At 59.0% G+C, this 14020-nt stretch carries 11 protein-coding genes and 1 pseudogene; 7 read left to right on the top strand and 5 right to left on the bottom strand.

Annotated elements, in window-relative coordinates; all coding sequences use genetic code 11:
- Positions 1-383: pseudogene (locus tag MPJ51_RS17635) on the bottom strand (ABC transporter permease); the annotation flags it as partial.
- Positions 384-403: 20 nt separating this feature from the next.
- Positions 404-1450 (bottom strand): ABC transporter ATP-binding protein, encoded by a 1047-nt coding sequence (locus MPJ51_RS17630; RefSeq protein WP_298389397.1) that lies wholly within the window; start codon positions 1448-1450, stop codon positions 404-406.
- Between the two features lie 221 nt (positions 1451-1671).
- On the opposite strand from MPJ51_RS17630, the gene MPJ51_RS17625 reads away from it, so the two are divergent.
- Complete coding sequence (locus MPJ51_RS17625; RefSeq protein WP_298389366.1) at positions 1672-2247, top strand: TetR/AcrR family transcriptional regulator; 576 nt, start codon at positions 1672-1674, stop codon at positions 2245-2247.
- Positions 2248-2268: 21 nt separating this feature from the next.
- On the opposite strand, the gene MPJ51_RS17620 is transcribed toward MPJ51_RS17625, so the two are convergent.
- The 3 genes from MPJ51_RS17620 to MPJ51_RS17610 all read right to left on the bottom strand — a co-directional run bounded on the left by MPJ51_RS17620 (position 2269) and on the right by MPJ51_RS17610 (position 6487).
- Positions 2269-3201: a nuclear transport factor 2 family protein gene (locus MPJ51_RS17620; RefSeq protein ID WP_298389364.1), complete on the bottom strand. Its 933-nt coding sequence runs from the start codon at positions 3199-3201 to the stop codon at positions 2269-2271.
- A gap of 109 nt (positions 3202-3310) precedes the next feature.
- Positions 3311-4066: an SDR family oxidoreductase gene (locus tag MPJ51_RS17615; protein WP_298389362.1), complete on the bottom strand. Its 756-nt coding sequence runs from the start codon at positions 4064-4066 to the stop codon at positions 3311-3313.
- 33 nt (positions 4067-4099) lie between these two features.
- Entirely contained in the window at positions 4100-6487 is a 2388-nt protein-coding gene (locus tag MPJ51_RS17610) for an aminotransferase class III-fold pyridoxal phosphate-dependent enzyme (protein ID WP_298389359.1), read from the bottom strand.
- Between the two features lie 112 nt (positions 6488-6599).
- On the opposite strand from MPJ51_RS17610, the gene MPJ51_RS17605 reads away from it, so the two are divergent.
- From MPJ51_RS17605 to MPJ51_RS17580, 6 genes are all read left to right on the top strand, one after another.
- The gene (locus tag MPJ51_RS17605; protein WP_298389357.1) at positions 6600-7403 is read left to right on the top strand and encodes a helix-turn-helix transcriptional regulator; all 804 of its coding nucleotides are present in this window, start codon (positions 6600-6602) and stop codon (positions 7401-7403) included.
- A gap of 234 nt (positions 7404-7637) precedes the next feature.
- Complete coding sequence (locus MPJ51_RS17600) at positions 7638-8498, top strand: helix-turn-helix transcriptional regulator (RefSeq protein ID WP_298389355.1); 861 nt, start codon at positions 7638-7640, stop codon at positions 8496-8498.
- 167 nt (positions 8499-8665) lie between these two features.
- Complete coding sequence (locus tag MPJ51_RS17595; protein WP_298389353.1) at positions 8666-10168, top strand: aldehyde dehydrogenase family protein; 1503 nt, start codon at positions 8666-8668, stop codon at positions 10166-10168.
- A gap of 23 nt (positions 10169-10191) precedes the next feature.
- On the top strand, positions 10192-11214 hold the full coding sequence (locus tag MPJ51_RS17590; RefSeq protein WP_298389351.1) for a phosphotransferase: 1023 nt from the start codon (positions 10192-10194) through the stop codon (positions 11212-11214).
- Positions 11215-11218: 4 nt separating this feature from the next.
- Complete coding sequence (locus tag MPJ51_RS17585; RefSeq protein ID WP_298389349.1) at positions 11219-12535, top strand: aminotransferase class III-fold pyridoxal phosphate-dependent enzyme; 1317 nt, start codon at positions 11219-11221, stop codon at positions 12533-12535.
- Positions 12536-12562: 27 nt separating this feature from the next.
- Positions 12563-13960 (top strand): FAD-dependent oxidoreductase, encoded by a 1398-nt coding sequence (locus MPJ51_RS17580; protein WP_298389347.1) that lies wholly within the window; start codon positions 12563-12565, stop codon positions 13958-13960.
- Positions 13961-14020 lie beyond the last annotated feature (60 nt).

The following is a 14020-nucleotide window of genomic DNA, read 5'->3' as shown; positions in this document are numbered from 1 at the left end:
GCAAAGGTCCGCACCAGCAGGTTGGTCCAGAACGGGATGATGATCAGCAACATCCACAGGCCCTGGCTGCTTTTGGGGCGTGTGGCGATGAAATAGGCGGTGGGAAGGCCGAACAGCATCGCCAGAAGGGTGGTGATCAGCGACAGCTTGACGGATCGCCAGAGAATGGACAGATGCGCTTCGGCCAGGGACAGCGTGTCGTCGAAAATATCGCGCTGCAGGATGGTGTTCACCCATGCCTCACCCGAAAATTCCCAGACCACGCCGCCATAATCACCCGGGGTCAGAAACGAATAGGTCAGGACAATCAGCAACGGCCCCGATGCGGCGAACACAAGTATGAACAGGGCTGGCGACAGCAGCAGCCAGCGGCGTTTGTTCATTGAGGTCCCCGCGCTGCCCATCAGTCCCTCAAAACCTGAGCGGCACTGGGTTGAAACGACACGCCCACGGTGTCCCCGATGGCAAAGCGCGACGTCACGTCGGGCTGGTTCTGTTCGCGGATGACAAAATCCTCGCTGCCGCCGACCGAGACATGATAATGCGTATCCGTTCCGAAATAGACGATGTTTTGCAGCACGCCGGTCAGCATCCCCTGCGTTTTGTCCAGCGTCACATGTTCCGGACGGACCGCCAGCGTGACCGGCCCCGGATCGGATTTCCCGGCCCCGCCCGAGGCTTCGACGACATCGCCCGACGCCAGCTTTACAATGGCCTTGCCGTCGCGCGTATCGGTCAGTTCGGCATCCAGAAAGTTGGTTTCCCCGATGAAATCGGCGACAAACCTTTCGGCCGGATGATCGTAAATCTCGCGGGGGCCCGCGACTTGCAGGATGCGCCCCTGCCTCATGATCGCGATCCGGTCCGACATGGTCAGGGCCTCTTCCTGATCATGTGTCACAAAGACAAAAGTGATACCGGTATCGGCTTGCAGGCGCTTCAGCTCGATCTGCATTTCCTTGCGCAGCTTTGAATCCAGTGCGGACAGCGGCTCGTCCAGCAACAGCACTTTCGGTCTGGGGGCCAGCGCCCGGGCCAGCGCCACGCGTTGTTGTTGGCCGCCTGACAACTGGCTGATCAGACGATCCGCCATCGGCGTCATCTGCACCAGTTCCAGCATCTCGGACACGGTGCTTTTGATCTCGGCCCGGGGTCGATCCCGCATTTTCAGGCCAAACCCGATATTCTGTGCGACGGTCATATGCGGGAACAGGGCGTAGTTCTGGAAAACCGTGTTCACAGGTCGTTCATAAGGCGGCTGCCCCAGAACATTCGCGCCGTCGATTTTCAGGACACCTTCGGTCGGATTCACGAAACCGGCGATCGAGCGCAGCAATGTCGTCTTGCCGCAACCAGATGGGCCCAGAAGCGTAAAGAACTCATTCTCGCGAATTTGCAGATCAATGTTCTTGAGCGCCACGAACTTTTTTGCGCCGGTTCCGAACACCATTCCAAGCTGTTCAATCTCGATCAATGACCTCGTTCAACCTCCCTGCTGAGCGCGTCAAGTCCAATTTATTTTGAGTGAACTTCAATTTTAAAGTCAACTTCTTTTTTATGTGCGACATGAGTTTCTTGAAGCCCGTGAACCGATGATGTATTTCAGGCGGTATGACTGGCCTGCGAGAGCTCCAAAAAACCCGCCGCCGAAAAGCGATGCTGGATGCCGCTTTGTCCTTGTTTCGAGAACGGGGTTACGATGCCGTAAAACTTGAAGAAATAGCGGAACACGCCGAGGTTTCGCCGGGCACGATTTACACCTATTTCAAGACCAAGAACGACCTGTTGCTTGAGATTGTCGTCGACGATCTCAAACTGGCGATTCAAGAGGTCGATGTTCTTTTGCAAGGGCCATTTGGCAGCGCGCATGAGATGCTGGACCGGATCATAGACTGCCACTGTGATGGAATCGAAGACCGCGTTTCCCGGGATATGTGGCGGGTTGCCGTGGCCGACTACATCCGCAACCCCCGATCGGTTTTCGGCACGGAATACGAAAACTCGCTCACCACGATTGACCGGCAGTTTGTGATGTTTTTCCAGCGTTTGATGCGGGAAAACAAGCTGCCGCGTACTCATAGCGCGCGCCTTCTGGCGGCGGGTCTGAGCAACCAGTTCAACATGAGCTTCATCGAATTCATCCGCAGCGAAACGATGTCTCTGGACGCCATGGCCACCCGATTGAAACGCCTGAGCAGGCTAAGCCTGATACCTATGTCGGAACAGCGCCCTGACCCGATGGAATGATCCTGTTTTCTCATCGGGCGTTCACTTGTAATTGTACACTCCGAACCCGTCGAACATGGTGTTGCCGTTTACCGAGTCAGGTTGCAGCCCGAACTGGGTCATATCCCAGTGCTCGGCGACCTTCCCATTCTCCATCCTGAAGACGTCAAAGGTTGCACCACCTTCGGTGGCGAAGTCATTGCCGATATCATCTTCGGCCACGGTATAGTGGACATGGGTCACCACATAGTTCCCGTCAGCTATCACCCGTTTGACGTCCGCGTGGAGGCCCGGAAGCTGGTCAAACAGGCCCACGAAAAACTCTTTCAAGGCTGGCAGAGTGTTGTTTTCAACCGGGCTGTGTGCAATCCAGTCCTGCACCACGTAATCGTCAAACGCATCCAGATCCCGGGCGTTGAACGCCTCGAAATAAGACAGGATCACCTTCTTGTTGGCGGCCTCTTCTGCTGGTGATGTCGCCTGATAGGTTCCGCCGCCATACATGGTGTTGCCGTTCAGCGTGGTTTCCGGGATCGGCTGGTTGTGCCCCCACCTTTCCACGATCTTGCCATCCTGCAGGCGATAAAGATCGCCGCTTACGAAACTGCCCTTATACCGCGGGTTTTCCTCGCCTTCCGGCGCCCACCGGCTGTGTACGAAAACGAGGTCACCATCGGCCACCATACGCTGGGGGTCCGCCACCATGTCCGGTGATCCCTCGCGGTAGCCGTCGAAATGGGCCTGGAAACCTGCAAGCCCGTTTGGCAGTGACGAGTGATGCTGGGCCACATCATCTGCAACGTAGTCCGAGAGCTTTTCGACGTTCTTGCCGCTGTAGAAATCCGCGTACAGCCCTTCAACCACGGTTTTGTTGGCACGTTCCTGATCGGTAATGTCAGCGGTGCCGGTGGCGGCAAAACCCAGTGCCAGAACCGGACCGGCGATCAGGCCCATTGCGGTTTGTCGGTGTGTCATCTTCCCTTCTCCTTCGTTGTCAAACGATTGATCCTGAATTTGACCGCGTCCTTGCGGCTGACTTTTGGTGGTTGTCGGCGTGGACCTCTCCTAGTGCCTTGTTTTCAAACTACATTGCAGTCACACCGCCATCCAAGGGCAGCGCTGTGCCATGGAAATGCGCGGCTTTGTCCGATGCCATGAACACCACCGCGTCGGCGACGTCCTGCGCGCTGGCAAGCCGTTTGTTGGGCGCTTCTTCCGCCCAGATTCCCTTGAGCTCCTGTTCACTGACGCCAAGGTCCTGCGCCTCTGCGGCGACCATCGGGGTGTCGACCGCGCCGGGGCAAATTGCGTTGATCCGGACATTCTGATGCGCGTGATCGATGGCCATGGCGCGGGTCAGTTGGATGAGCGCCCCCTTTGACGCGCAATACGCGACAGAAGACGGCGCAGCCACCATACCCAATGTCGAGGCCACGTTGACGATGCACCCGCCGCCTGCCGAGATCATGGCAGGGATTGCCGCCCGGCAGATATAGAAGACCGCGTTCACATTCGTGATCATCGCGCTGTCCCAGACCGCATCGGTGGTGTCCGCCACTTTGCCATGCGGGGCCACGCCCAGACTGTTGACCACAATGTCGAGCCGCCCGAATGTCTCTAACGCGGTGGCCACCGCTTGGTTTGCGGTCTCTGCCTTGCGCAGATCACCGGGAAGGAAAAGGTGACCCTGCCCTTCAAGCTGCTGTCGCAGTTTTTCGCCGCGCTCTGTGCTGCGCCCCTGAAGGGCCACCCGCGCCCCGGCAGCTGCCAGCGACAGCGCCGTGGCGGCCCCGATACCCGAGGTTGCCCCGGTCACAAGTGCGGTTTTTCCGTGAAACATGATGACCTGCCGTTTCCTTGTGATGGCCCCACTTCAGCCGGGAAGAGATGTCAGAACGTCGTCCAAGGCGCTGATCAGTACATCGACATGCTGTCGGCGAAAGACCAGAGAGGGGCGTATTTTCAAGACGTTGCCATACATGCCCTCCTTTGCGATCAGAACCTGCCGGTCGCGCATCATCTCGACAATATCCTTGGTTTCCGCCGTGGCCGGTTCCTGTGTCTCCGCGTTGCGGATCAACTCGACCCCCGCAATCATCCCTGTCCCGCGCACATCACCGATCCAGTGATGTCTGGACATCAAGGACCGGAACTGATCGCGCATGTACTGCCCGGTGTCTTTCGCGTTCTGCAGCAGGTTTTCGTTCTCGATCACATCCAGCACGGCCATGCCCGCAGCACAGCCCACCGGATTGCCGCCGAACGTGCTGAACAGGCCGGTATGGGCACGAAACGCATGCATCAGGTCCGCATTGGTGATGACCACACCCAGCGGGAAACCATTGCCGACGGGTTTTCCAAGGGTCACAAGGTCCGGGCTGAGATTGTTGGCCTGAAACCCCCACATATGCGTGCCAGACCGCGCAAATCCGGCCTGAACCTCATCCGCGATCAGCAGCCCGCCCGCCGCCTTGACCTTTTTTTCGACGGCCAAGAGGTATCCTGCGGGCACATCCGGCACACCGCTGCTGAGCATGGATGAATCCACCATGAAAGCGGCAAGAGGGTGCCCGCTGTCCGACAGGTCGCCTATCGCGCGATCCGCGTCCGAGGCATAAAGTGTTGTGTAATCGCCATCCGCATATGTGTACTTGCCCCGATACGGATCGGGGATGTCCAGATACTGAACATGCGCGGGCTTTTCACCATCGATAAATTGCGGCGACAGATGCGCCAGACATTCGGTGATCCCGTGATAGGCCTCTTGCATGATCAGCGCGCCGGTTTTGCCGGTGGCAAACTGCGCCATCTGCCACGCCACGTCATTGGCCTCGCTCCCGGAATTGACGAACAGGCAGGTGTCCAGATGCGCGGGCATGGTGGCCAGCAACCGTTCCGAGAAATCGACGATCACGTCGTAAAGATAGCGCGTATTGGTGTTCAGCGCCTCGATCTGCCGGGTTGTCGCGCGGACCACATGGGGATGGCTGTGACCAACCACCGGGACATTGTTGTAAACATCCAGATAACGATGCCCTTGTGCGGAATACAGCCAGGGCCCCGAGCCGCGCACCACATGCAGCGGTCGCCTGTAGAATGTGTAAAGGTTCGAGCCCAGCACATCGTGGCGCCGCGCGATCAGTGCCTCGTCTGTCTCTGTCAGCGGATCATGGGTCAGCGCATCGGGTTCCGGTGGGCAATATTCCGAAAACCCACAGGCCCTGCGCAGCCGCCTGCACGCCTTGTCGCGCCCGATGGCAACCAGATATCGCAGCAAAGCCCAACAGGGGGCCTCATCCCCCGGCAGCCAGGCATTGTCCGGCGTTTCCGCCTTGCGCCATGCGATAATCATCGCCGTCGCGGCAAACCGCGCGAGCACGAGGTCATAGATCAGGTCGATCTCATCCCCCTCAAGCGGCAGTTCGGCATCAAAACCTGAAACGATATCCGTGATATAGCCCCATGGGTCATCGGTTTTGACATGCAGGGGATCAGCCGCAATCGCCGGTTCAACGACCAAAGGCGCAAAGGTCATGTCGCCCATGTCGATCAGACCGGCAATCCGGTCGGGATTTTCCGGATCAAGCAGAACATTGCCGCGATGGGCATCCTGATGAACGACCTGATGACGCATGCCCTTCAGCCGTGGCAGCACATAGCTTTCCATCCGGTCGAACACAGCCGATATCAGCGCCCGGATTTCGACATCCTCAACCGCACTCAGATGAGGTTTAAGATCGCAAAACCCCATCATGGCCCACGGGTTGGCATTCCGTGCGCAAGGGTGAAAAAACCCGCGCAACGCCAGATCCAACCGCGCCATCATGCGGCCAAGATCACGCCGCGCTGCAACCGAAATGTCCCCTGTCTCAAGCAGCACGCGCCCCGGTAGATAGCTCAGCATGCGAACGATATGGGTCTCACCAGCCTGCCCGCCGACCGTTGTCATGGGCTCGCCATCAAGAGTGGGAACAACACGCGGCACCAGCAGGTCAGGGTCCTGCGCCTGAATGTGCAGCAGCGCCTGTGTCTGATAATCGACGACGCCGGGGTCCTCATCCGAATTGGCGATTTTCAGAACAAACGCCTCACCCGTGTCGGTGGTCACCCTGAAATTCAGATCACGCTCGCTGTCCAGGGTCTTGAACTGTCCGCTGAGGCCAAAAATGTCCCGCGCGATGGCTTCGACCTCGGGCATGGAAAACGCGGGCGGGTTACGGTCCATGAACTTGATGCCGGTTTCAGGCGAAGCGGTTTTCATCTTTCGTACCTGTTTTGCGTTCTGCGCCCCTACTGTGTCAGACTCCGCATTTGGCTTTAATACCACCAGATTGGTATTAGAGTGGCGCAACAGTCGAAAAATGGCGGTAGCAATGACCGAAGAGTCTGAACTGTTTTCCCAATTGGGGCGAATTTCGGTGGCAACCGATTTGGCCGGGTGCGAGGCCGCCCTGATCGATCTGGCGCGTCGGGAATTTGATCCTCAGTCCATTGTTGTTGCCCGGTTTCAAAGCCAGCATGTGCCGACTAGCCTGATCCGCTGGATTCCGGACCCGCGCGCCAGACGCAGTTTTGACGAAGACTATCTGACATTCGGGTTTCTCTTCGATCCGTTTGCGCTGAAGGCAGAGCGAGAGACGGGGATGTCGGCCTATCGCATCTTCGAAATCGCACCGGACAGGTTTGAGACCAGCGAGTATTTCAGGAAATACTACAATGAATGCAGAATGATCGACGAGGTCGGCGCATTGCATCGCGTGAATGCGGATACGGTCGTGCATTGGTCGCTGGGCCGGGTAAAGGGGTTTCCCAAATACACGCGCGGCGATGTCCGAAAGTTCAAATCACTCTGCCACGCCATCATGCCCAAGCTTGCACAGCTTGCCTCGGTTGACGTGCCGGACCGGCAAGCGCCGCCATCCTCCGGCACGCTTGCTGAAATCTACAGAAGCCTCAGCACCGACCCGCAAACGCGCCTGAGCCAGCGCGAAGCGGATGTGGCGGCATTGATCACCCAGGGTCATTCCAGCCATTCGATCGCGGTCAATCTGGGACTTTCGATTCACACCGTGAAGGTGCATCGCAGGAACATCTACAAGAAGCTGTCGATTTCTTCGCAGAATGAGCTGTTTGGCCTGGCCATGCCCAAACTGGCCTCATTTCAGCGGCGGACGTGACCTGCAGATAGCCGCATCCGAAAAACCACCGTGACCCATCGCTTGCGCCGACGATTGCCAACGCGGTTTACTTCGGACAAAAGGCCTCAGGTCTGCTCCCGAATTGCCAAGATGATCGTGACATGTTCAAGTAGGAAAGGCCTGCTGCCCACTCTTCACCAGAGTCACCGGTTTAGCTCATCGTGGTTTTGTCCGAGCGGGTAGAACTTGCACAGGCGCCAAAGGAAGATCCACATGCAAGACGAAACTGGACGAATGCCGGTCAGACAGTTGCCAGATGCGGTAAGCGACCTTATGCGCCCCGCAACACAAGAGACATTGTCTGTCCTCATCTCGGATCTGGCATGCGTGATGAAACATGTGGATCAGCCTGATTTCTTTCAATTGCTCTCGGATGTCCTGAAGAAATGGTGTGATTTCACCGGCATAACCCTGTTTGAATTCTCTCCAGGGCTACCGCCGCGCTTTCTGTTCAGCGATGGCGATGAATATGACAGCGAGATGACCGAGTATCTGGGTGGCCTGTATCTGCTGGACCCGATGTATGACCTGTTTACGCAAGGCACCCGGTCCGGGGTGGTTCGGTTTAACCTGGAAGATCGCGAGGCGTTTCAGGTTCCCGATACTTTCGCACGCTACTGGAGAATGATTATCGGCCGCCACGAAGTCGGGTGTTTCCTTCCCATCGGGCAGGATCGCTGTGTGCATATGTCGGTATTTCTTGATTTTGACGGGGCAGGAACGGTTGAGGATCTGCTTAATACTCTTTTGCCCCTCTTGTCGGAGCTCACAGACCGGCACCTCTCTCCCAAGGACGCCAGAAACGCTGATACTGTGATTTCCGACAGGCAGTTTCACGCAGGTGTGTCGCGCGTGCTGGCGGATTTTGGCAAGGGTCTTCTAACTGCGCGCGAAAAAGAAATCACCCAACTCTTGCTGCGTGGGCATTCGGCAAAATCAATCGCGCGTATTCTGGGTATTTCTCCGGGTACGGTCGCAATTCACAGATCCAAAATTTATAAGAAGCTCAATGTCTCCGGTCAGGGCGACATGTTTGCGGAATTCGTGACGAACCTCATGAAATCAGATGGTTGAATGATTTCTGATGGAATTGGGCACCGTTCCCGACCCCCTATATCAAATGGCATATATCTAAGTTTGCAGTAGTACGGAATCATAGTGGCGGACCGGTATTGATTGGGCCGCTGCACGCAGCAGGGCCTGAACCGATCTTGTTTGAACAAGACCAAGAGGCCGTCGAAATGACACCTGAGCTGCAAGACTATTTTGACCGTTTTAACGTAAGCGCGGCTGCGCGCGAGGCGGTGACCGCGCCTTCGGTCATGTTCATCAATGGTGAATTCACGGCTGGCACCTCTGCCGATTCCATTCCGGTACTTGAGCCCTCGACCGGGGCGCAACTGACCGCGCTGGCACAGGGTACCAATGCGGATGTGGATGCGGCGGTGGCTGCCGCGCGCAAGGCGTTTGACGAAGGTCCCTGGCCACGCATGGTGCCAGCCGAGCGGCAGCGTATCCTGTGGAAACTGGCCGATCTGATCGAGCGTGACGCCGATATTCTGGCCGAGATCGAGACCATCGACAACGGCAAGGCCATCGGCCCGTGCAAGGATTTCGACGTTCTGGGGTCGGTCGAGCTGCTGCGCTATATGGGCGGCTGGGCCACCAAGATCGAAGGCGCCACGCGGCAGATCTCGGCGGGCACCGACTTTTTCTCGTACACGGTGAAGGAGCCCATCGGCGTTGTCGGCGCGGTGACCCCGTGGAACTGGCCGATGAACATGGCGATGTGGAAACTGGCGGCACCGCTGGCGGTGGGCTGCACCATGGTTCTGAAAACGGCCGAGCTGACGCCGCTGTCGATGGCCTATGTCGCCAAGCTGATGCAAGAGGCGGGCCTGCCCGAAGGTGTGTTCAACATCGTCACCGGCCATGGCCACGAGGTCGGTGCCTATCTGACCGCGCATCCGGGTGTCGACAAGGTGTCGTTTACCGGCTCGACCCGCGTCGGACGCGAGGTGGGCAAGGCGGCGATGTCGCATTTCGCTCCGGTCACGCTGGAACTGGGCGGCAAATCCCCGATGGTCGCGTTCGAGGATGCCGATCTTGAGGGCATCGCCGAAGCGACGCGTTGGAGCATCTTTTTCAACTCAGGTCAGAACTGCTCGGCCGGGTCGCGCCTGTATCTGCACGAGGATGTCTTTGAACAGGGGCTTGAGGTGATCAAATCGCAGATCACCCAAATGAAGCTGTGCCCCGGCCTTGACCCGGATTGCGACATCGGCCCGGTGATCAGCGCGGGTGCCAAGGCCAATATCGAACGATATCTTGATCTGGGCCGCGATACCGCACGCACAGTGTTTGGCGGTGAGAAACAGACTGGTGACGGGTTCTTTGTCGAGCCGACGCTGTTTGCGGTCGAAGACAACAGCTCCCCCCTGGTGCAGGAGGAAATCTTTGGCCCGGTTCTGGTGGCGCTGCCTTTCAAGGACGAGGCCGAAGCGATCGCATTGGCCAATGACAACCCTTACGGGCTGGGGGCCAGCGTCTGGTCGCGCGACGGCGCACGGGCGCAGCGCGTGATGCGCCAGTTGCAGGCTGGATCGGTCTGGATCAACTGCCATGATGTTGTCGATGTGATCATGCCGTTTGGCGGCGTGAAGAATTCAGGCTTTGGCAAGGATCTGGGGCGTGAACAGATCGACCATTACCTGCACACCAAAGCTGTCACGATGGCCCTGTAAGGTCTGGGAAAGGACGCAAGAACATGCAATCCGAAGTCAAAGCCGAGGCACATACCGCCGCCGCCCCCAATCTGGGCGACGGTGACGTCTGCGCCATGATGCAGGAGCGCTGGGGGCTTGACGTGCAAGCCCGGTGCCTGACCTCCGAACGGGATCAGAACTTTCTGGTCACCGCCACCGATGGGCGCGGCTTTATCGTGAAAATCGCCAACCCCAGCGAGGATCGGGCGGTTTCGAACCTGCAAACCGCAGCGTTGCAGCGGATTCAGGACAATGACCCCGGACTGCCGGTTCCGCATCTGCTGCCCGCGCTGACCGGCGCCGTCGAGGTGGATGTAACGCTGCCTGACGGGCGCGAGGCCATGGTCCGTGTGCTTAGCTGCGTCGGCGGTTCGCCCCTTTACGGAATGACCGTCACCCCGGCGATGGCCCATGATCTGGGCGGCAAGGCGGCGCGACTGGATCAGGCTCTGGCCGGTATGCGGCACCCGGCGGAACGGCATCCCTTGGTCTGGGACATGACGCAGATCGACGGGCTGGCGCATTTGCTGGTGCATCAGGACGGGGAAGATGGCGATCTGGTGCGGCGCGAGTTTCACCGGTTCTGCACCGATACCCTGCCCCGCTTTGACGGGTTGCGCTGGCAGTTAATTCACAATGATCTGAACCTTTACAATGTGTTCGGCGACGGAGACCAGATCACCGGCCTGATTGATTTCGGTGACATGGTGCGGGCACCGCTGGCATTGGACCCGGCGATTGCTGCCGCTTACCTGATGGTCGAAGGGGATGATCCCTTTACCCTGGCCCGCGCGTTTCTGGCGGCCTATCAGCAACAACTGCCGCTGACCGAGCAAGAAATCGCGCTGCTGCCCGACATCATGATCGGGCGCCATCTGCTGACGCTGTTGGTCACGCGCTGGCGTGCCGAGCTTCACCCCGACAACGCCACCTATATCCTGCGCAATGAGCCGCATGCCCTGACCTCGCTGCGGCATCTGGTCCGGGCGCGTGCGGATGGCACCGTTTTGATCGAACAGGGCTGATCCGATGGCACAGACCAAAAGCAACTTTCACGGCACAGCCAACCCAACCGTATCGGACCCCGAAGACGCGGCCCTGATCGCGCGCCGGGTGGCAACGCTGGGGCCGTCCTACCGGCTGTTTTACGAAGAACCCCTGCACCCGGTCAGCGCCGAGGGCGTGTGGATCACCGACAAGGACGGGCGGCGTTATCTGGACGTCTATAACAACGTGCCCAGCGTCGGCCACAGCCACCCGCGCGTGGTCGAGGCGCTGTCGAAACAGGCGGCGATCCTGAACACCCATACCCGGTATCTGCACGAAACCGTTGTGGAATTTTCCGAGCGGCTGCTGGCCACCATGCCCGACACCCTCAACCGGGCGATCTTTACCTGCACCGGGTCCGAGGCCAATGATCTGGCCCTGCGCATCGCCAACTATCACACCGGCGGCACCGGGATCGTTGTGACCGACCTGGCCTATCACGGCGGCACAATGGCGGTGGCCGAGATGTCGCCGTCACTGGGGCTGGGCGTGGGCGCGCATGTGCGCACGGTCGCACCACCGGACACCTATCGCTTGGATGCCGCCGGTTTTGGCGCGCAGGTGGCGGCGGCTTTCGACGATCTCAAGGCCAACGGCATCACGCCATCGGTGTTGATCTTCGATTCGATCTTTTCCTCGGACGGTGTGTTTGCCCCGCCGCCGGGCGTCCTGCAGGCAGCGGTCGAGGCCGCGTATAAGGCGGGCGCACTAGTGATCGCGGATGAGGTGCAGCCCGGGTTCGTGCGCACCGGTGACAATTTCTGGGGGTTCCAGAACCACGGTATCTCACCTGACATCGTGACCATGGGCAAGCCGATGGGCGACGGGCATCCGATGGCCGGTCTGGCGCTGAGCGCGGAACTGGCCGACGCCTTCGGGCAGGCCTCGCGCTATTTCAACACGTTCGGCGGCAACCCGGTCTCGGCAGCGGTTGGTCTGGCGGTGCTGGATGTGATCCGGGACGAACAATTGCAGGAAAACGCCCGGCTGACCGGCGCGTATATGAGCGACGGGCTGAAACAGCTGGCGAACACGCATGCGGTGATTGGCGATGTGCGCGGGGCGGGCCTGTTTATCGGGCTGGAACTGGTTCAGGACCGCGCCGCCAAAACCCCCGCGACCGAGGAAACCGCCTGGCTGGTGAATGAGCTGCGCCGTCGCGGCGTGCTGATCTCACGCGCGGGGCCGCATGGGAATGTTCTGAAGATACGTCCGCCGCTGCCGTTCAAACCCGAACACGCAGATCACTTCGTCGAAGTGATGGACCAAACACTGAAGGCGCTGTCGGAAACCTTCTGACCGACGCATCGGAAAAGGAGTTGAAACATGGGTTTCGCTGAAAAGGCCCTTAAGGATGCGGCGTTCTTCCCACTGTGGCTGGACCGCGACGACGCGCCGGGCGTCGAACCGCAACTGATCGGCCATACCTCGGCTGATCTGCTGATCATTGGCGGCGGGTTCACCGGGCTCTGGGCCGCGATTCAGGCGAAAGAGGCCAACCCGAACCGCGACGTGATGCTGATTGAGGCCGCCAAGGTGGCCTATGGCGCCTCGGGGCGGCCTGCGGGCGTGGTCTCGACCTCGGTCATGCACGGTTTGCACAATGCGGTGCGGCTGTTCCCCAACGATCTGGCAGAGCTTGAACGGCTGGGTCAGGAAAACATGCGGGGCTTTCTGGACACGCTGGAGCGGTATGACATCGACGCCCAGTTTGACCGTGGTGGCGAGTTGACCGTGGCGGTGGGTGACGAATGCGTGCCCGACGTGAAGGCCGAGTACGAGATACACAAGAAATACGGCCATGTGGTCGAATATCTCGACAAGGATCAGTTGCAGGACCACATCAAATCCCCGATCTATTCGGCGGGGTGCTGGAACAAGGAACTGTCCGGCACGGTACAGCCCGCAATGCTGGCCTGGGGTCTGAAACGGGCGGCGCTGAGCCTGGGCGTGCGCCTGCATGAATTCACCCCGATGGAGAAAATCGAACGCGAAAACGGTGTCATCAAAGTCACCACTCACGACGGATCGGTGAAAACCAAAAAAATCCTGCTGGGCACCAACGCGTTCGCCGCCGGCGATCCGCGCATCAAGCAACGTGTGGCGGGCGTCCGCGAACGGATCATGGCGACGGAACCCCTGACCGAGGAACAATGGGACCGTCTGGGCTGGGTGCACCGTCAGGGGATTTACGACACCCGCACGCAGTTGAACCACATGCGCCGGACCAAGGACAACCGAATGACCTTTGGCGGGCGGCTGGGCTATTACTACGATGGCAATAACAACACCGATCCCGCAGGCGAGCGGAGGATTGATCCGTTCATCCGGCTGGCTGAAGCCTATCACCGGACCTTCCCGCAAATGGATGACGTGAAATTCACCCATGCCTGGACCGGCCCGATTGCGCTGACCACGCGGATGGCGGTGCATTTTCAGGAATATATGGATGGCGACATGATCTATGCCGGTGGCTATTCCGGCTATGGCATCTCGACCAGCCGCTTTGGCGCCCGGGTAGGTCTGGCCAAACTGGATGGCGAGGACCTGCCGGAACTGCGGATGGATTTCGCGCGCACCATGCCGAACCGCATCCCGCCGGAACCGTTCCGCTGGATCGGCTCGCAGATCACGCTTTATGCGCTGGACACAGCAGATGAGAAGGGCGGCTGGCGCAAACCCTGGGTCAAGATGGTGGAGGCGATGGGTTTTCCGTTGTCCTGACCCGAGACAATGCAACGATTTTGATCGTTGTGACACTTTGAGAGATTTGTATTCCGGGAT

The organism is Ruegeria sp. (assembly GCF_028066395.1).
In the GTDB taxonomy this organism is placed as follows: Bacteria; Pseudomonadota; Alphaproteobacteria; order Rhodobacterales; family Rhodobacteraceae; genus Ruegeria.
This window is presented reverse-complemented; position numbering and strand designations above follow the sequence as displayed.

Excerpts from the sequence above, each read along its gene's own strand:
- MPJ51_RS17610 (WP_298389359.1), bottom strand. The coding sequence starts at position 6,487 with ATGAAAACCGCTTCGCCTGAAACCGGCATCAAGTTCATGGACCGTAAC.
- MPJ51_RS17580 (WP_298389347.1), top strand. The coding sequence starts at position 12,563 with ATGGGTTTCGCTGAAAAGGCCCTTAAGGATGCGGCGTTCTTCCCACTG.
- MPJ51_RS17615 (WP_298389362.1), bottom strand. The coding sequence starts at position 4,066 with ATGTTTCACGGAAAAACCGCACTTGTGACCGGGGCAACCTCGGGTATC.
- MPJ51_RS17620 (WP_298389364.1), bottom strand. The coding sequence starts at position 3,201 with ATGACACACCGACAAACCGCAATGGGCCTGATCGCCGGTCCGGTTCTG.
- MPJ51_RS17600 (WP_298389355.1), top strand. The coding sequence starts at position 7,638 with ATGCAAGACGAAACTGGACGAATGCCGGTCAGACAGTTGCCAGATGCG.
- MPJ51_RS17595 (WP_298389353.1), top strand. The coding sequence starts at position 8,666 with ATGACACCTGAGCTGCAAGACTATTTTGACCGTTTTAACGTAAGCGCG.
- MPJ51_RS17585 (WP_298389349.1), top strand. The coding sequence starts at position 11,219 with ATGGCACAGACCAAAAGCAACTTTCACGGCACAGCCAACCCAACCGTA.
- MPJ51_RS17630 (WP_298389397.1), bottom strand. The coding sequence starts at position 1,450 with ATGGTGTTCGGAACCGGCGCAAAAAAGTTCGTGGCGCTCAAGAACATT.
- MPJ51_RS17605 (WP_298389357.1), top strand. The coding sequence starts at position 6,600 with ATGACCGAAGAGTCTGAACTGTTTTCCCAATTGGGGCGAATTTCGGTG.
- MPJ51_RS17590 (WP_298389351.1), top strand. The coding sequence starts at position 10,192 with ATGCAATCCGAAGTCAAAGCCGAGGCACATACCGCCGCCGCCCCCAAT.